This is a genomic window from Mycobacterium sp. 5-140-3-2 (assembly GCF_035666375.1).
Taxonomy (GTDB): Bacteria; Actinomycetota; Actinomycetes; order Mycobacteriales; family Mycobacteriaceae; genus Mycobacterium; species Mycobacterium intracellulare.
The window spans coordinates 1,689,675-1,707,350 of the sequence record NZ_CP142025.1 but is presented as its reverse complement, the minus strand read 5'-3'; the positions used below and the strand labels follow the sequence as shown (position 1 = coordinate 1,707,350).

Genomic DNA, 17,676 nt, shown 5'->3' with positions numbered 1-17,676 from the left:
CCCCTTCTGGCACGCTCGTCCCGCTGGCACGTTCGTGGCGTGGTCAGTGCGATTGTCATCACACTGACCACGGCTCTGTGAGCAAAGTCGTTATTTGTTTAGCGGTTACCGTAGAGGACTAGCCGCGCGGTTGACAAGCCGCCAACTACTGAGACATTTGCACGAACCCAACGAGACCCGGCTCGGCCTCGACCGGAGGTTTCTCGCGGCAAGGCTTTTGGGGACGAGGTGGAGACAAAGTTCTGGTCTGCGTTGAGACTAATCCGGCGTGCCAGCTGTAGGAGGTCACCACGTTGGTGATGCCGGTGGTGAGTCGTGATGCTGGTGGCTGGCCGTCGGCGGCAGAGTGTGGTCGATGGTAGTTGAAGTGGATGTTCCAGATCTTGAGCGCTTCGCTGCGTTGGGCTTCTGAGGTCCAGGTTCGGGCGTAGAGGAACTCTTCGGCCAGGATGCGGTGATATCTCTCTATTTTGCCGTTGTGGCGTGGGGTGTAGGGCGTGATGCGCTGGTGGCGTGCGCCATGCAGGACGCGAGCGAAGTCCTTCGCGCGGTAGCACGAACCGTTGTCGGTGACGATCCGTTGGATGCGGTCGATCCCGTGTGCGGCGAACCAGACCCGGGCCCGGTGCATGAATCCGATTGCTGTGATGGCTTTTTCATCGGTGAGTGCTTCGGTGTAAGTCAATCGGGAGTAGCCATCGACCGCGGAATGCAGATAGACATAGCCGGCGCGGGCCGCTCGCGAGGCTCTGCCCTGTGCGCTGTTCTTGCCGTGCACCCGCCACCCGCCACCGTCGGGGGTGCGGCCGACCTTCTTGATGTCGACGTGCACCATGTGCCCGGGGCGGCAACTCCCGCAACGGCCATGGCCGCAAAACGGTGCTTACCACGGCTGGGCCGGTCGAGCTCGAAGTGCCCCGAGACCGCAACGCCACGTTTAGCCCGGCGATCGTGCCCAAACGCAAACGCCTGGGCCAGGTCGAAGACATGATCTTGTCGCTGTACGCGCGCGGCATGTCCACCCGTGACATCACCGAGTCACCAAGGCCCGAGGATCATTCCCCTCCGACGCCGCAGCGATGACACTGCTTTATTGGCCATCCGCAACATCAACCAGAAACGAGGAAACCAAGGACAAGGAACCTACAACTGGACCGAAGCACTCAACACCTTAGCCATCCAATTCCCCGACCGACTCCCACTATGACCCAAAGATGAACGGCTGCAACACCTTACACAGTTATCTTGACAAGCCCGGTAGACAGGTCAAATTGTCACCTAGTCGTGCAGCAGCGCCGACGCCGCCGCAGGTTCGTCTCTGACGGAACGTTCCAAGCCTGACGCACGTTCGCCAACGATGGACGCCTCCCGCTCTACTGGGGAGGATTGCCGGGCGGCGGATACACCCCCCTCAGGATCCACGGGAACCAGTTGAGACCGAACTGGAGTTCATCGCTGGCGTCATAGTCGGGACTGGGATCGAGGGGAATGTTCTGCCCGTCGGTGTTCAGCGGTGTTGCTCCTCCGCCCTGTCCCCTGGCAGCGGCTTGTGGCTGGCCGTAGACCGCAACCACAACGGTCCGATCCGGACTGTTTAACGACCACACCCCCATTTGGCTGTTGGCGCAGTTGGACATGATCTTGAAATAGTCGGGGTTGTAGTACCACCGGTTGATTAAGTCATTGCCGCTGATCGCGATTGACTGATTGATCGCCACCGTCTCGGCCACAGGGCCGTGGAAACCAGCCGCATTGGCGCGGTCTTGGGGGCTAGACCCGTCCGAACCGATATCACCATCGAGGGCCCGGTTGTTCAACACATCCTGGGTGTGCCGCTGAGCAGCGGCTTGAAGCTGGGGGCTGATTCTCACGTCGTTTGTGCAGCCCGCTTGATGCTGCACGGTGAAGACGTTAGCGACGACACCGTCGTTGAGTCGCTTGTTGTTCGGTACGAGCGTGTTGTTGTCATTATCCGCATGCGCGACGGGAAGGCTCAACAGAGCGCCGGTGGCAACCACCAAGGCCGGCAGGCGCTGCGGCCGATACTGCATGTCCAAGTCCTCCTTCTCAGCCACCGAGCGGTGGTCGGCGGTGCTGGGCGCCGGACGCTCTGCGACCGAGAGCTGGCCGGGCCGATCGGATCGACTGAAACCTAGCCGATGTAGGACCGAAATGAACCTGATATGCATATAGGCTACTCACGGCGCCGCGAAGTCGTCTAGAGGTTTTTATTACTTATATGAATATAGGTTTATGTGGGACTGCCCCGCATTCAGTTGACTCGCGGGGTGGGATTTTCAGGCCGCGGTTGCGGCTTGTGTGTGGAGCAGTTCGAACTCTATCGGGGTGAGTCTGCCGAGTGCGCGTTGCCGGCGGCGTCGGTGGTAGGTCCGCTCGATCCACGACACGATCGCCAGGCGTAGTTCGGCTCGGGTGGACCAGCGTCGCCGGTCGAGCACGTTGCGTTGCAGAAGGGCGAAGAACGACTCCATGGCAGCGTTGTCACCGCACGCGCCGACACGACCCATCGATCCGTGTAATCCGTTGTGCGACAGTGCATGGACGAACTTTCGTGAGCGAAATTGGCTACCCCTGTCCGAATGAACGATCGTCGCGGCAGGTGAACGCAACGCCACGGCGTGATCGAGGGCGGCCACTGCCAGCGAGGACTTCATCCGCGAGTCCATCGAGTAACCCACGATCCGGTTGGAATAGACGTCTTTGATCGCGCAGAGGTAGAGCTTGCCTTCATCGGTGCGGTGTTCGGTGATGTCGGCCAGCCAGACCTGGTTGGCGGCCTGGGCGCTGAACTGACGCTGCACGAGGTCGTCGTGAACTGGCGGCCCGGATCTGCGGTTCAGTCCTCGCTTCTTGGCGAAGACCGACCAGATGCGCTCCTGGGAACACAACCGTGCGACACGGTTCTCGCTGGCGAAGATACCGCGTCCGGGAAGTTCGTCGGCGATGAATCGGTAGCCGAATGCGGGGTCGTCGGCATGGATGTCGCGGGCGGCGTTGATCAGGTGCGCATCATCCCAATCTCGCTGCGATAGAGGTGCTTTGCGCCATTTGTAGAACGCCTGGGTGGAAAATCCCAGGACCCGGCAGGTCACCGTGACGGGCACGCCGTCATCGGCAAGGTCGAGGACCAGCGGGTACATCATTTTGGGTTGGCATCCCGGGACAAGTAGCCGACCGCGCGACGCATCACTTCAGCCTCCTGCTCGAGGAGCTTGATCCGCTTATGCGCCTCGCGCAGCTGCGCCGACACATCCTCAGAGACCGCCGCAGGCGACAGCCGGTTGGCACCGTCCTCGCGGTCGGCGATCTTAAGCCAGCGATGCAGGCAGGCCTCCGAAATCCCGAAGTCCTTCGCGATCTGGCGCAACGGCGCCTCACCCTTGCGGGCCACAGCGATGACATCGGCTCGGAACTCGGCGGGAAACGGTCTCGGCACGAGGTTGATCCTTCCAGCAAGGACGAATCCTCACAGGTCAGGAGTCAACCAAACCGGGGGCAGACCCGCGCCACTGGCGGCGTCCCTGTTCGGTATCGACTTGGTAGGGAAGCATTTCAAGCATGGTCGTGCGGCGCGTCGTCTGTTCCAAAACAATGTCCTTATAGCCAGCGCTGTCAACATTGCAGCACAGGTCTTCCATCAATAGGCCGCGGTCCCCCAAACCGATACCGATCGACAGCAGCGTCAACGGAAACTCGTTAGCGATGTACTTGAAGTGATTGCTGATCTCCACTCCGCCGCTTCGCTGCCAGTGCAGAAAATGGAGGTCATCGATGATGAGTAGCCTTGTCTCGCAACTGAGCACACAATCCAACGCCCGCCGGCCCAGTTCTTCGGCTGTGCCGCGGCGAGCCCCCGGATGCGCGTAGAAGTCACACAAGGCGGCGTTGAAGTCCTTCATGCTGGTGTTGCCGCGCATCCCGATACGGCATACCGGCCATCGTTCATCGCCCGCCCGGGTGAACTCGCCGTGGCGCCGTACTTCCCGACGGTGAAATTCCTTGGCGAAGGCCTCGACCGCCCACGTCTTGCCCAGGCCCGGGTAGCCATCGAGCGCGACAGCGCCTTTGGCGTGGTTGCCATCCTGAGTGCTGCTATCCGTGATGACCCAGAGGTCCTCATGCAGGGCCGCCAACTGCGGCATTCTTAACGGTCCGATGTTGTTGTGCCAGTCGGCGCGCCGCCGGTTGTAGATATCGGCTGCGGGCTCGCTGAGCCGCCGAATCTGGCTTCGTGACAACGTCTCTGGTCGGGTCCGCTTCGGCGCTTCGACATAGTCGCGCCAGCCCTCCTTGCGCGATAAGGTCAGATTGTCGAGGTTAGAGGGCCTAGCAGGAGATGAGGCGGGTGCGGTGCTCATACGTCCTCCAAGACCTCATCGTAGAAATGGCCGCCGTCGACCATGACGTCTTCGTCGAGTTCGTCGACGCAGGTGCTGACATCATCAGCTTGAGCAGATTCCGGTGTGTGGAGAAGCCGCTGTGCCGTCGGCAATTCGGGAACGCTGGTCGCCGCTTGAACGTCAATGCCCAAAGTGGATTGTTGTCGTGAGAGCCGCAGGGCGGCACGGCGCTCGGCCATGGTGTGGCCTTGGCTGAGCTTGCGCCGCTCCAACAGTTCGGTCAGAGCCAGCTTGTCGTCGAAGTAGCGATATTTGGTTGCGGCAAGTTTGCGGGCGTACTTGAGCCCGTCCTCGTTCATCGGGCCGTCACAGGCGTCGGCCTCGGTCCATCGCAATGCGTGCCAGTCACGCGTGTTTTTGAGGTCGAAGAAGTACACCTGGCGCAGGTCGTCGGGATCGACGTGGACTGGCCATTGCCCTTTGCGATCCTTATATGGGCTCTTCTCGCGAGCCTTATATCCGATGAGTCCAGGACCGCGGTAGATGCGGTGATCGATCTCAAAGCCATAGTGCTGGATGGTGCGCCACTCGACCCGCAGGAAGTGATAGGCCAGGCGCGGATCACGGGGGGCTTCGATGTAGCCGGCGCGGGCGATACCGTGCTCGAACATCTGCGAGGGGGACATGCCGAGCGCCCACAAGCCAGGCTCGCCGATCCCGTCGTGGGGCCGCAGGTGATAAACCGCGGCCACCCACTCTCGAAGCAGCGCTTCAAGCTCGTCGATAAAGAAGAAGGCGTCCTGCTCGGGTGCCACACCGCGCGAATACAGGTCCGGCCCTTTGTACCCGGGAAGCTCCTGTAGAAAGCCCTCACGGACTGTCCGGAAAAACCGTTCCACCGGGCCCTTGTCGTAACCGACACGCACCCGGGCGGGTTGAATCGAAATCCCCATCTGCCGGCACGCACTGGTCAACTGCTCACCGACATAGATCTTGCCGTGATCGACCACCACGGTCTCGGGAACGACCGCCGGCTTTGCCGCGAACCCACTCTGAGGATCCACCGCCTGCTGCTCAACCAAAACCGAGCGCGGTATGCCATGTGGCGGCCACACCGCCTCAGCGGGCCAGTCGCGGCCCGCTGGCATTGGGCGAAAACACTGGTAGAGCACCGATGCGGCATCGATTGCTTTGGTCGATACCGGGGTCAGCCGCAACCCGGTGATGCACCGGGAATACCAATCCATCCCCACGGTGAGATCCACGCCGACCCACCGCAACGTGTGCGGATCCATCGCGAACACATCCAAATGGGTCGTGTCCATCAACAAGTACTCACCGGGACGGGCAGGATGCATCTTGCCGTAAGGCAGCACGGGACGGGCCGCGATGTCGCGGTTGCGTTTGGTGCTGTTGGAGAAAAGCGGATACAGCCGGTCCAGCTTGTCGAGGATGCGATACGCCGTCGCTTGTGATGGTAGCCGCACCGCCCCGGCGCCATAGGTAGCGGCCAGGCGTGCCGCCGCGTGCGCAATCACGTAGCCCCGCGTCGGCCTGGACATATCGGTATGCTCACGCATGACGTCCAACGCGGCTTGTTCAAATAGCTCAAAAGCCCTGCTGCCCAAAGCAGGTTGCATCGCTTTAGCCGAAAGCAATCCGACTTCGCCCTCCGCCTCATACCGACCGACCCAGCGTTCGAAAGTTCGCAACCCGATGCCGAGCTCTTTCGCCTTGGCCGCCATACGATCTCGTTTGGACAGCCCTATCCTGTAACGGCGCCGCGGCTCTCCCGGTAAAGCCGTTAGCGCACAACCAGATCGATACCCTGTGAGCGCCTCACGCACATGAGCGGCGTGCTCACGCGCTTGGCTACGCGCCGACTCGGGCACAGCCGACCACTTCACCGATGCAACATCACCGCCGGCCTCCGGGGCCTCGACGACGAGATCTTCGCTGAGTAGACGGGAGCGATCGGAGAACATCAGCTCATCCAACGCGAACCGGCGGACTGACTGAGACCGCAAGTCTCGAGTCATGACTTCTGGCACGCCGGCGACAGGGTTGATCTCGACGACTTCGACGATTTCTCCGTCGTAAGTGAATCGCGTTCCTACGCCTACCCGTACACCCGCTCGTCTCATAGCGGCGCCTCCAATACTGTTGATGGACGAAGTGGTACGTCGAGATCCGCGCGGTACTCTTGGCGCCACAACAGATGCATCAACGCGGGGCGGACCAGCTGCCGCGGGTATCCCCGGACCGTTTGTTCGGCGTCAGCAATCGACATGCCTGCGAAGTGCCCAGGACAACAACGGATCTCATCCAAGATGGATTGGTTGATCAGCCAGTCGCGTCGATAACCGGCAAGGAAGCGCACGTTCGCTAACAGGATTCGGGGTGGTTCATTCACCACCAGATACGACCAGCCGAATGATTCGACGATTTCGCGTGTCCAAGCGCACAACAGCACAACCTTCGGTTCAGTCATCCGCTCGCCGCGGACGACATCGACCACCACCGGTCCGCCCGTGCTGTCCAGCAGATAGTCTGGAATGTGTTTGCGTGCCTGCCCCTCCACTTCGACACGCAACATGAATGGTTGGGCGACAATGCGGTGTACTGCGGGATCAAAGTCAGCCAACAGCAAATTCGCCAACTCTAGCCGCGACTCGTAGATGACGTGGTCATGCTGCGTGGCAGACCAATACGTTCCCGAGTAATGGCGCTGCCCGAAATACCAACGGAAAGTGCGCCAAGGAGCCGCGTCAAACAGCGCGGCGGCTGACACCTTCTCCGCAGATACCGACCGCTCTTCTCCCACCGCAGGCCGATAGGCAATGGTCGCGGTACTCAGGTCGACAGCAAGCTCGAGCGACACCGTAATGCTCCGAACACCATACGCACTGCCAAATGCAACTTGGCACCGCCACGGGCATTCTCTGGCAATCATCGAGGACTTTGTGGCGAATTACAAGACTTCCTGGTATCGAAGCACGCGGAGACAAATACCTGACGCGGAACCGAGACAGCAGGATCAAGCGCGACAACAGATTTGGCTCGTCAACTTTCGGACCGTGGAGGTGCTCGTCACCCTTATTCGACGATGTACGCCGCAATCACCGAGGACCTATTTAGAACTGCCCGGAGGGCCTCAAGTCGATGCGGGGCGACTGCCAAGACGAGCAATCGGCGAGCCCTGCTGGCGCCAACGTAGAGAACACGGCGCGCCTCATGGGTGTCGGGCGCCGCCCACAATTCGATAATGTGGGGTCGAGCCCCCTTTGGCTCGTCCTCGATGTCGAGGAGCACGGCATCTCGTTCGCCGCCCTTGACCGCGTGGATGTGCGCACTTGCGAGTCCCTCCGAGTGGTCAGTCGCCTCACCCGCGCGGCTCCAGGCCGACCAGTCGGCACTCTTTGCCTTCTGAAACCGCTGCCCAGTTGGGGTGTAACCGAGTTCAATTTTTGAGAGCAGGCCCGACACGGTCGTTCTGATGGATACGGTGGCTGAATCGGCATCGGCCCAGGTGTTGGATGCGTCGGTCAGCCGGGCGACCATAATTCGCAGCTGCGATCGATCGATGCCGGCTGCGTTGAGTTGCTCGTCGCGTGGTGCGCGGCGCAACTCGCTTGGCAGCTTTATCGTTCCCAGCAGGATCTCTTCGACCACTGTGATCGCGGCTTTGCGTTCGGTCGCATCCGGCGAATAGCGCAGGATGGCGATACTTCTGATCAGACGTGAGGTGTTGGTGGTTGAGTCGCCGACGCGCGGTACTCGTCCCGACAGGTCGTAGGCCGCTTTGCGGGTGGCAGCCAGGATGAGTCGTTGGGAGGGGATAATGTTCAATTCCGTTGCCAAACGGTCGAACTCACCGCGAATGTATGCCGGTGTTCCGGCCACGACGTAGACGGTCTCAGCGTGTGGCGATTCAGAGGCATCGCGCCGTGACACGATCGGCCGGACGCTGATGGAACGAAGGCTTGAAGTGATGGCGCAGATCGCCGGTGAGGAACGCCAGTTGTCGTCGAGGTAGACGATCTGGTCGGCGTGCAGCGACGCACGGTAATTCAGGTAGGAACTCGGTTCGGCTTGACGGAATTCGTAGATCGCCTGGTCCGGGTCGGCCACGACGACGATGCGGATACCCAGGGTCTCCAGTGACCGCAGGATTTCGTGTTCGATCGCCGAGCAGTCCTGGAACTCATCAACGATGATTTCGGCGAACCGTGCTGTCAGACGCAGATGCAGCCAGGCCGCATCGGCATTGCGCAGGATGCCCAGAGCTTTGAGTCGGGACTGTTCGCAATCGTAGATACCCGAGGTTGTCAGCTCGTTAATCCGGCGCTGCGCGAGGTCGGTCAGCGCGCTGGGTGTAAAGCCGGCCTTGCCCAGCTGTGCAACGTAGGCGCGGTCGGCGGATGGAGCGCCGGCGGGGTCATCGGAGGGGTAGTGGAGGTTACCGGAGGCGTCAGCGTGGAAGTGCCCCAACGCAAGTCCTGCGCCCGGCACTTTGCGATGACGCACCCTGGTGTCGAATGCGGCCGGGAGGTCATTGTACGAGTCGACGTAGCGCGGCGGTTGACCGTTTACGCGCACGAGGGCCGGAGTAACGAGGTACCGGTGAAGGAATCGATCGAAGGTGCCGACGAAGTTGGGGGCCTCGAGGGCCTGCGGAGCGTTCGCACACCGCCGAGCTGCTTCGTCGACGGCAGCGTTGGTGAACGAAAGTAGCGCTGCTGCTTGGCCTTTCAACGTGGCCGCGGTGATGTAGCGTTTGGCGATGGCACGGGTTTTGCCTGCGCCCGGGCATGCCTCGACGAGCCGGACGTCGGCCGCCAGGACTACCTTCTGTTCCTCACTGAGGTCCGTGTGCATCAGCATTCACATTCTCGGGGTCGACGACGTCGGCCATTAGGGCGTCGATGGCATGTTGGAGGTAAGCTGGAATGTCGAAGGTCGCCGAACCGTCCTGCCCGCGTCGTTCGGCGATGGCTTCGCAGACGAGTTGCGCGAAATCGCCCTTTCCCAAGTCGATGTCGCCGGTCTTCCGTTTGATCGCATTGGCGAACGCCGCCGCACGCGCTGGTATCTCGGTGGTCAACCCGCTAAATAGCCCGTCCCATTTGTCCTCCGATAGTGGGTGCATCTTGAGATAGACCTGCTTGAGCAGTTCCTCGTTACCGACCATCGAGAACAACTCCGCTTCCAGTGTGGTCCCACCGACGAATACCTCCAGACGGGGCTCGCCCGGGAACATTTCCAGATACCGTTGCTTACGCAGATCTCCCAGACGCCGCTGCGTCGGCTTGGTGACAGGATCACCGTCGGTGACGACGATGACCTTGTCCACGCGGTGCGCCGTCCCATTGAGGAGCAGCTTCACGTAGGGTTCGAAGTCGACGCCGTCGATGGCGACGAACGACGCCGCGGCCAAATGGCGCAATCTGATCTGGTCCCCAGCGCACGCCAATCGCGCGAGTTCAGGCAAAACGATGGCCTCAGCGATCCCCTCGACGAGTACGACGTGCCGCGCGAATAACACTGCCGATCGGGTGACGGAGAGGTAGCGATCGAGTTTGCGGACTTCCGGCGGCGCCAACCCGATTTTCCGAAGGGCGGTGACCTCGGTGCGCCATCCTGCACGGTCGCCCGCCCCGCCGGTTTCCACGGCGCGTTTCGTGCGCGAAGAAACGACGAGTTTGTCCACCGATACGCTGCTGGCGAGGTTCGGTGAGTGCGTCGACACGACCACCTGCACGCGGCCGGCGGGATTGAGGCTGTCGTCGGCGGCGGCTTCCCTTCGTGACTGAGCCGCTTGGTCTTCGAGATATTTCAGAAGAACTGATTGCAGTTGCGGGTGGAGGTGGGCCTCGGGCTCCTCCACCAACAGCAGGGTCAGGTCGTAGTTCTTGGCGTTGACGAGTTGCACGATGATAGTGGCGATGTAGGCCAGGTTCGCGTAGCCCAGTCCGGAAGATGCCAGGCGGATGGGGTCGATGTGCTCGTCGGCGAGTTGGATGCGCAGCAGGCCGGCCAGGCGGCGCAGGTCCTGGTCCTTGCCGACGAGCTGCAGGTCGTGCCGTCGCGACGGCGGCGTGATCTGATCCATGTGCTCGGAGATCCGGCTGCGCGCGGTTTCGGGCAGCGGAAGCATGGCAATGGAGTGCAGCGCGGCATTGGCCGCGAGCCGGAACTCCTCACGCTTGGGCTTATCATCGTCTGCCGAAGTGAGCACCTTGAGCACGTCAGCGATGCGCTCGCCGCTGCCGGAATCAAGTTCTCGGATCGCGTCACGCAGCGGCGGCAGGTACACGTGCGCGACCCGTTTACGATTCACGGGTTCGGGATCCTCGACGCCTAATCGTCCGGTGGAGTATCGAGCCGAACGCCACAGGGGCAGGTCGACGTCGCGCGAGTAGGTCACGTTGTACGTGAGCACATCGTCGGAATCGACGAGTTCGGCAAGGTAGATTGCCTTTTCGGCCGATGTCAGCTCGTCATAGGAAGCGGCAATCTTCACCTCAGCGGTGTTGTCGGTTCCTCGGGTCGGGTCGGTTTCCGCGGAGAAACTCACACCGGGGCCCTCGATGGCCGCCGTCGTCGCCAACCGGATCGCGTCAATGACCGCACTCTTGCCCGAGGCGTTCTCCCCGACGAGTACCGTCAAGTCCTCCGCGAAACACACCTCGACGTCTTCACAACTGCGGAAGTTCGATAGTGACAGACGAGAGAGCCTCATGATCGATCGACGTCCCTCATTTCCGGAGAGGACTTGGCGGAAGTGCAACGGTCACTACCATGCCGGTGCCGCATCTCGGCGTTCAAGCCTGCGATGACGCGTTGCATCCGCCGACCAAACCGCGTAGGGAGCGGTCGTCGTCGCGCCAGCGAAGGAGACGGTGATCACCAAGACGTTGACCATTCGCAATTGCCGTATATCTCCTCGTATCTTCTCGTGCACATCGCCAGCTACGGATCCCCGATCACATTGACACCTCCGCCGACTGCCGCCGTCACGCCACGCCGGGCAACGGGTGCGACAGGCGGTCTACGGGGCCATAACGAACCGATTCGACCTTGACAGCTGCGCGCGCGGCGTGGGTGAGCTCAGGCGTGTGACCAAAGTGGCGCAAAGTCTCTGCGGTGGATAGCACACACCGACGCGTCCTGGCATAGTCCGTTAATCGGCAGACCGACCAGATGTCAGCGGCAGAGTAGGTCACCGATCAGGCGGAGAGTTGGGTGAGGGGCCCAGTTCGCCGCCCCAGTGGGCAGCAAGGCCACCGATGAACACCGCATGCGGCGATCACTCAGATGTGCGCAGCGCTAGTGCTGGACCAGGTTAGTGCACAAGAATGCTCGGTCGTGGGCACGCCTTCGATTCTCACAATGTCGCGGCATTGAGCGGGGAACACCACCCTATCGCCCTACCCCAGACTAGAGACTCCCGGTTTCGGGACGCGAATGCTTTTGGTGCGCAATGCACTTCGCGGCTCGGTTAATACCGATGGTGGACCGGTAAATTGCAAATCTGAGGTTCGAAGCTTAGCCCCACTAGCCAGATTCTCATCTTTGTGGCGGATCCGCCATCTTGACGTCACGAAGATGAGAATTCCGCCACGTTGGATGAGAACCTACACTTTCGTAGGCGACCGGCTCGACACCCCACCGCGAATCTGCCATTGACGAATGTCACCATTTGGTATTGACTGCGTTGTATGACGGACGGTGTTCCGGCTCGCGGGTCGCTGCGATCCCGCGGGGCGGCAGCGGTAAGTGCCTACACCTTGCGGCCGATCACCAGCGTGATCCCGCCCGAGCGGGCATGGGGGCTATGGCTCTCGCGTCAGATCATCGCCAGGATCATGGGCACCTTTGGACCCTCGCTCGCGGGCACGCGCGTCGAACCGGTCGACACCAGGCTGCCCGACGGCCGCCGCGTCAAAGGGGAATGGGTCTACGGGCCGCGCACCCCCACCAGCGAAGCTGAGCGCTCATCGACAACCGCGGGAGCCATCTACTACGTGCACGGCAGCGGGTACGCCGTGTGTTCGCCAAAGACGCACCGCCGGTTGACATCCTGGCTTTCGTCCTTGACCGGCCTTCCGGTGTTCTGCATCGACTACCGACTCGCCCCAAAGCATCGCTTCCCCACCGCGGCCGACGATGTCCGCGCGGGCTGGGACTGGCTGGTCGACACGTGCGGCCTACTGCCCAAACACATTGTGATCGCCGGAGATTCGGCGGGCGGTCACCTGTCCGTCGATCTGCTGCTACAACCCGGGGTCGAGCACCCCGCCGCCATGGTGCTGTTCTCGCCGCTGTACGACCTCTCGTTCGAATTGGCGCTCGCTCGTGAGCGGATTCGCCCCGATCCCGCCACCAGCGCCGCGAACGCGGTGCGGTTGGTCGGCCTCTACCACAGCGGCGTCGAGCTGACCCATCAACGGCTGACACTCGACGTCGCGGGCGGCCCCGCGCTTCCACCCACGCTGATCCAGGCCGGCGGCGCCGAGATGCTGCAAGAAGACGCGCGCCAGCTCGCCGCCGACATCCGAACTGCCGGTGGCAGATGCGAACTGCAGATCTGGCCCCATCAGGTGCACGTCTTTCAGGCGCTGCCACGCATGACACCCGAAGCCGCCAAGGCGATGGCCTATGTCGCGCGCTTCATCGCGCACGCCCTGCAGGATGCGCGCGCCGTCACCGAAGGGGCCCGCTGACGATGTTCGGACTCAATAAGCCCAAAATCAGCCGCGGCGCTTCGGCGGTGGTGACCGGTGCCGGAAGCGGCATCGGCGCCGCCTTCGCCGTCGAACTCGGCCGTCGCGGCGGCGCGGTCGTGTGCAGTGATATCGACCAAACCGCGGCGCAAAAGACCGCCGACGCGATCACCGAGCAGGGCGGCAAGGCGATCGCGATCCGTTGCGACGTATCGCGATTCGACGAGGTGCAGGCGTTGGCCGAGCAATCGCAGGCGTGGTTCCCGGCGGCACCCACGTTGGTGATCAACAACGCCGGTGTCGGTGCCGGCGGCGCCGCGATCGGCGATGCGCCGCTCGACGATTGGGCGTGGACGTTGGGGATCAACCTCTGGGGCCCCATTCACGGCTGCCATGTGTTCACCCCGATCCTGCGCGACGCCGAGTCGCGTGCGAGGCGGGGCATCATCAACGTGGCCTCCGCGGCGGCGTTCGGCGCCGCCCCGGGTATGGCCGCCTATAACGTCAGTAAGGCCGGCGTCCTTTCACTCTCGGAAACCCTGGCCGCCGAACTCGCCGGAACCCCGGTGCGGGTCACCGTGCTGTGCCCGACCTTCGTAAAGACCAACATTCTCGAGTCCGGCCGCATCAGCGAACAATCCAGCGAACTCGCCACCAAATTGATGCGCTGGACCGGATTGTCCGCGGAGAAGGTCGCGCGAACCTGCCTGGACGCACACGACCGCGGCGAGCTCTACTGCATGCCGCAGTTCGACGCCAAGGTCGGCTGGAACATCAAACGCCTGGCCCCGCAGGCCTATACGCGCACGGCCGGCTTGCTCTCCCGCATCAACCTGCCCTGAACACGTCGACGCAAAGGAGTTCCCGATGGCCATCGACATGGAAGTCATGCTCGCCAAGATCAAAGACCGGCAGTGGGCACTCGCCGATATCGACTGGGACGCCCCCGGCGCCGACATGATCAGTGACGAACAGCGGCCCCAGCTCAAGGCGTTCATGGCCGACCTGTGCTGGATCGAGAACATCGGCGCCAGAGGCTTTGCGGCACTGGCGAAGAAGGCCCCCACACCGACCATCGCCGAGATCTACCGCTACTTCCACGCCGAGGAGCAGCGCCACGCCAACGCCGAACTGGCGCTGATGAAGCGCTGGGGCATGCTCACCGACGGTGAGATTCCCGAGCCGAACGTGAACATCCGACTGGCCATCGACTGGCTGGACCGCTGGGCCGACGACATGCCGCTGTCTCTGCTCGGCACCGTCATCCCGATGCTCGAAGTCGCGCTGGACGGCGCCCTGTTGAAATTCCTCCTCGACGAGGTGCACGATCCCGTTTGTCACCAGGTCTTCGAGAAGATCAACAACGACGAATCGCGCCACCTGGTCGTCGATTTCGAAGTTCTCGACATGATCGGGCACGCGAAGATCCGGCGGTTGCTGATCGACTTCGTCGGTCACAATGCCACTCCGGGTCTCATCATCGGTGCGATCATGGGTGCACCGCTGATCAACAGGATCCGCAACGAGATCATCGCCATGGGTATGGAGCACGAGCGGCTTTACCGGGCCGTGAAACGCTTTAGAGAGCTTGGCGACCGCGGCGATCGCACCAGCCGGGTACCGACTTACCGGTTCCTAAGGCGCTACGCCGGAGTGGTCACGAATCCACGCCACCCGTACCACCTGCTGGCGAATTCGATGGTATGGCTTTCCGACCGGTATCCGCGGCCGCTGCTACCGTCGGTACCGACGTGGGTCAGAGAACTCACCCACGAGCCGGCGGCATGAGCATGGCGAACAACAACGGCGCCCATGCGGCGCTCATCATCGGAGCCGGCTTCACCGGACTGGGCGCGGCAATCCGGTTGGCCGAAGCCGGAGTCGATGACATCGTGATACTCGAGCGCGCGGACCGCGTCGGCGGAACCTGGCGCGACACAACATATCCGGGTGCCAGCTGCGACGTCCCGTCGCTGCTGTACTCCTACTCATTCGTCAAAAATCCGACCTGGTCGCGAACCTACTCCCCCGCCCCGGAAATCTATCGCCACCTCGAGGACATGGCGGACCGCTTCGACATCCGCAACCGCATCAGGTTCGGCCACGAGGTCAAGGGCTTGTCCTTCGACGAGGACGCCGGCGTCTGGACCGCCACCACCAAGAACCGCAAGAAATTTCGCGCCCGCACCGTCGTGCTGGCTTCCGGTCCCCTGTCCGACGTCAGCTTCCCCGACATCCGCGGCCTCGACAGCTACCAGGGGCACAAGATCCACAGCGCCCGCTGGGATCACGATTACGACTTCGCGGGCAAGCGCGTCGCGGTCATCGGGACCGGTGCCAGCGCCATCCAGATCATCCCCGAGCTGGTCAAACGCGCCGAATTCGTCAAGGTTTTCCAGCGCACCCCATGCTGGGTGCTGCCGCGCTTGGACGTCGCCACCCCACCTGCCGTGCAAGCCTTGTTCGCCAAAGTTCCTGCCACCCAACAGCTTGCGCGCCAGACGCTGTACTGGGGGCATGAAGCCAGCGCCACGGCGCTGGTGTGGGACACGCCGCTGACGTCGTTGGTCGCCCGGCTGGGGCGGGCCCACCTGCGCGCTCAGGTGAAGGATCCGTGGCTGCGGCGCCAGCTGACGCCCGACTTCAGGCCGGGGTGCAAGCGCATGCTGGTCTCCAGCGACTACTACCCGGCGCTGCAACGGGACAACTGCAAGCTCATCGACTGGCCGATCGCCACGTTGAGCCCGGCGGGCATCCGCACCAGTGATGGCATCGAGCACCGCCTCGATTGCATCGTGTTCGCCACCGGCTACGACGTGCATCTGACCGGTCCGCCTTTCGCCGTGACCGGACTCGGTGGGCGCTCGCTGGCCGCCGAATGGGCCGACGGCGCACAGGCTTACAAGAGCATCAACGTGCACGGGTATCCGAACCTGTTCGTCATGACCGGCCCCAACTCCGGGCCGGGGCACAACTCGCTGCTGGTCTACATCGAGGGCCAGCTGGACTACGTGGTACGCGGCATCACCACCATCCTCGACGAGGACCTGCGCTATCTCGATGTCCGCGAACAGGTCCAGCGGCGCCACAACGAGGATCTCCAGCGCCGGCTGACCAGGACGACCTGGATGTCGGGATGCCGCAGTTGGTACCTCACCAAGGACGGATTCAACGGGTCGATGTATCCCGGATTCGCCACGCAGTATCTTCGCCAGATGAGGGATTTTCGGTATGAGGACTATCAGGCGGTGGCGCACGCCCGGGCGCGCGCCAGCCGATCCGCCTGAGATCGCGCCCTGACATGGCAACCGAGCGTGCGTCGCGGCCCGAACCCGGCACCATCGCCAGCGTGCTGCACAACGTGCGCCGCGCCCCCAAACGCGTGCGGCGCCAATCGCGGGAATATCGACAACTCATCGAAACGGCGGTGTCCCAGCTGTTCGACGCGGCGGTCCGACACCCGCACGGCGCCGCGAACTCCGGGGAGTACCGCATCGACGACCTGGCCCGGCTGGCCGGCACCACCACCCGCAACATCCGCGTCTACCGCGACCGCGGGCTATTGCCGCCCCCGCTGCGCGTCGGGCGCATCGCGCTGTTCAACGACACCCACCTGACCCGGTTGCGGCTCATCACCTCGATGCTCGACCGCGGCTACACCATCGCGCACGTACGAGAAATGCTCAGCGCGTGGGAGGAAGGCAAGAACCTCGGTGACGTGCTGGGCCTCGAAACCGCCATCGCGGGCCCGTGGACGACCGAGAAGCCGGAAACCATGCCGCTCGCCGACGCCCAGCGACTCGTCGACGACCCGCAAGCCTTCGAGCGGCTCGTCGCGCTTCAAGTGATTCGGATTGACGGGTCCAACGCGACGATCACCCGCCCGAAACTGATCGAGGCGTTCAATGAAATCCGCGGCTACGGTGTCGAATTCGACAAGCTCATCGACCTGCACGAGCAGATCGTGCCCGAGATCGACAAGATCAGCGACATGCTCGTGCGCGCCGGCGCCGAACACGTGCTGGACCGCATCAGGCCCGGCGAGCCGCTCCCGGCCGACGCCGAGATCGCCGAGCTGATCACCATGCTCGTGCGCTTTCGGACTCAAGCCGTGGCCACGGTCACCGCGACGCTCGCGTCCTCGATCGAATCCAATATCGAGTCGCTCGTGAGCCGCATTCTGGCGGACTATCTCGCCGAGTCGAGCTCTTCGGCCTGAGCGGCGGTGGCTTTCGGGATTGTCCTCGGCCGCCTCATGCCGTGAGCGCGCGACCTAACGGTGGAGCGCTAAAAAGGGACGACAGTGCAGGTTGGGCACGTAAAAGTGCCCGTGCAGGCCGCTGCCGTGGGAAAAGTGAGCGCCAGCATGACGGCAAGAACGACTTTCGACTTGAGACCAGCCACGAATACTCCATCCCGTTGAAGTTGGGACAGATGCTAAACGCAACACCGCGAAAAAACTTGAGAATGACGGATATTCGCTGTCAACCCTTTACCGGCCGTTGAGAATTCACCCGTCGCGCGGCCATAGCCGCCGCTTGCGCTGCATATCACGTTAATCAGTGTCAGTGTTCCTTCTGTTTGAAGGA

General features: G+C 62.5%; 12 protein-coding genes and 2 pseudogenes. 6 read left to right on the top strand and 8 right to left on the bottom strand.

The window, feature by feature from the left end:
• Nucleotides 1-274 precede the first annotated feature (274 nt).
• Nucleotides 275-844 (bottom strand): annotated as a pseudogene (locus P6281_RS08140) (integrase core domain-containing protein); the annotation flags it as partial.
• Between P6281_RS08140 and P6281_RS08135 the strand changes: the two are divergent.
• Nucleotides 832-1,038, top strand: a pseudogene (locus P6281_RS08135) (transposase); the annotation flags it as partial. The pseudogenes P6281_RS08140 and P6281_RS08135 sit on opposite strands and share 13 nt — an antisense overlap.
• A 335-nt stretch (nt 1,039-1,373) precedes the next feature.
• Here P6281_RS08135 and P6281_RS08130 read toward each other — a convergent pair.
• From P6281_RS08130 to P6281_RS08100, 7 genes are all read right to left on the bottom strand, one after another.
• Entirely contained in the window at nt 1,374-2,051 is a 678-nt protein-coding gene (locus P6281_RS08130; RefSeq protein ID WP_167526049.1) for a CAP domain-containing protein, read from the bottom strand.
• A 246-nt stretch (nt 2,052-2,297) separates the two neighbouring features.
• A protein-coding gene (locus P6281_RS08125) for an IS3 family transposase (protein WP_085978335.1) occupies nt 2,298-3,457 on the bottom strand; the annotation gives its coding sequence in 2 pieces (ribosomal slippage) (nt 2,298-3,166 and nt 3,166-3,457; 1,161 coding nt in all).
• A 37-nt stretch (nt 3,458-3,494) separates the two neighbouring features.
• Nucleotides 3,495-4,379, bottom strand: coding sequence for an AAA family ATPase (locus P6281_RS08120; protein ID WP_324738706.1), 885 nt, complete (start codon nt 4,377-4,379; stop codon nt 3,495-3,497).
• Nucleotides 4,376-6,505 (bottom strand): Mu transposase C-terminal domain-containing protein, encoded by a 2,130-nt coding sequence (locus P6281_RS08115; RefSeq protein ID WP_442757119.1) that lies wholly within the window; start codon nt 6,503-6,505, stop codon nt 4,376-4,378. The genes P6281_RS08120 and P6281_RS08115 overlap by 4 nt, the downstream gene beginning before the upstream one ends.
• Nucleotides 6,502-7,242: a TnsA-like heteromeric transposase endonuclease subunit gene (locus P6281_RS08110; RefSeq protein WP_324738704.1), complete on the bottom strand. Its 741-nt coding sequence runs from the start codon at nt 7,240-7,242 to the stop codon at nt 6,502-6,504. The genes P6281_RS08115 and P6281_RS08110 overlap by 4 nt, the downstream gene beginning before the upstream one ends.
• Nucleotides 7,243-7,457: 215 nt before the next feature.
• Nucleotides 7,458-9,239, bottom strand: coding sequence for a UvrD-helicase domain-containing protein (locus P6281_RS08105; RefSeq protein WP_324738703.1), 1,782 nt, complete (start codon nt 9,237-9,239; stop codon nt 7,458-7,460).
• Nucleotides 9,220-11,103: an ATP-dependent nuclease gene (locus P6281_RS08100; RefSeq protein WP_324738701.1), complete on the bottom strand. Its 1,884-nt coding sequence runs from the start codon at nt 11,101-11,103 to the stop codon at nt 9,220-9,222. Before P6281_RS08100 ends, P6281_RS08105 begins: the two co-directional genes overlap by 20 nt.
• Before the next feature lie 979 nt (nt 11,104-12,082).
• Here P6281_RS08100 and P6281_RS08095 point away from each other — a divergent pair.
• From P6281_RS08095 to P6281_RS08075, 5 genes are read left to right on the top strand one after another with little or no spacing between them, the layout of a single operon-like run.
• The gene (locus tag P6281_RS08095) at nt 12,083-13,087 is read left to right on the top strand and encodes an alpha/beta hydrolase (RefSeq protein ID WP_080587993.1); all 1,005 of its coding nucleotides are present in this window, start codon (nt 12,083-12,085) and stop codon (nt 13,085-13,087) included.
• Nucleotides 13,088-13,089: 2 nt separating this feature from the next.
• Complete coding sequence (locus P6281_RS08090) at nt 13,090-13,929, top strand: SDR family NAD(P)-dependent oxidoreductase (RefSeq protein ID WP_014384200.1); 840 nt, start codon at nt 13,090-13,092, stop codon at nt 13,927-13,929.
• Between the two features lie 25 nt (nt 13,930-13,954).
• Nucleotides 13,955-14,875, top strand: coding sequence for a ferritin-like domain-containing protein (locus P6281_RS08085; protein ID WP_324738700.1), 921 nt, complete (start codon nt 13,955-13,957; stop codon nt 14,873-14,875).
• Nucleotides 14,872-16,374, top strand: coding sequence for a flavin-containing monooxygenase (locus P6281_RS08080; protein WP_009956564.1), 1,503 nt, complete (start codon nt 14,872-14,874; stop codon nt 16,372-16,374). The genes P6281_RS08085 and P6281_RS08080 overlap by 4 nt, the downstream gene beginning before the upstream one ends.
• 14 nt (nt 16,375-16,388) lie before the next feature.
• On the top strand, nt 16,389-17,306 hold the full coding sequence (locus tag P6281_RS08075; RefSeq protein ID WP_009956565.1) for a MerR family transcriptional regulator: 918 nt from the start codon (nt 16,389-16,391) through the stop codon (nt 17,304-17,306).
• Nucleotides 17,307-17,676: the final 370 nt, after the last annotated feature.

Excerpts from the sequence above, each read along its gene's own strand:
- P6281_RS08130 (WP_167526049.1), bottom strand. The coding sequence starts at position 2,051 with ATGCAGTATCGGCCGCAGCGCCTGCCGGCCTTGGTGGTTGCCACCGGC.
- P6281_RS08120 (WP_324738706.1), bottom strand. The coding sequence starts at position 4,379 with ATGAGCACCGCACCCGCCTCATCTCCTGCTAGGCCCTCTAACCTCGAC.
- P6281_RS08115 (WP_442757119.1), bottom strand. The coding sequence starts at position 6,505 with ATGAGACGAGCGGGTGTACGGGTAGGCGTAGGAACGCGATTCACTTAC.
- P6281_RS08105 (WP_324738703.1), bottom strand. The coding sequence starts at position 9,239 with ATGCACACGGACCTCAGTGAGGAACAGAAGGTAGTCCTGGCGGCCGAC.
- P6281_RS08100 (WP_324738701.1), bottom strand. The coding sequence starts at position 11,103 with ATGAGGCTCTCTCGTCTGTCACTATCGAACTTCCGCAGTTGTGAAGAC.
- P6281_RS08095 (WP_080587993.1), top strand. The coding sequence starts at position 12,083 with ATGACGGACGGTGTTCCGGCTCGCGGGTCGCTGCGATCCCGCGGGGCG.
- P6281_RS08090 (WP_014384200.1), top strand. The coding sequence starts at position 13,090 with ATGTTCGGACTCAATAAGCCCAAAATCAGCCGCGGCGCTTCGGCGGTG.
- P6281_RS08085 (WP_324738700.1), top strand. The coding sequence starts at position 13,955 with ATGGCCATCGACATGGAAGTCATGCTCGCCAAGATCAAAGACCGGCAG.
- P6281_RS08080 (WP_009956564.1), top strand. The coding sequence starts at position 14,872 with ATGAGCATGGCGAACAACAACGGCGCCCATGCGGCGCTCATCATCGGA.
- P6281_RS08075 (WP_009956565.1), top strand. The coding sequence starts at position 16,389 with ATGGCAACCGAGCGTGCGTCGCGGCCCGAACCCGGCACCATCGCCAGC.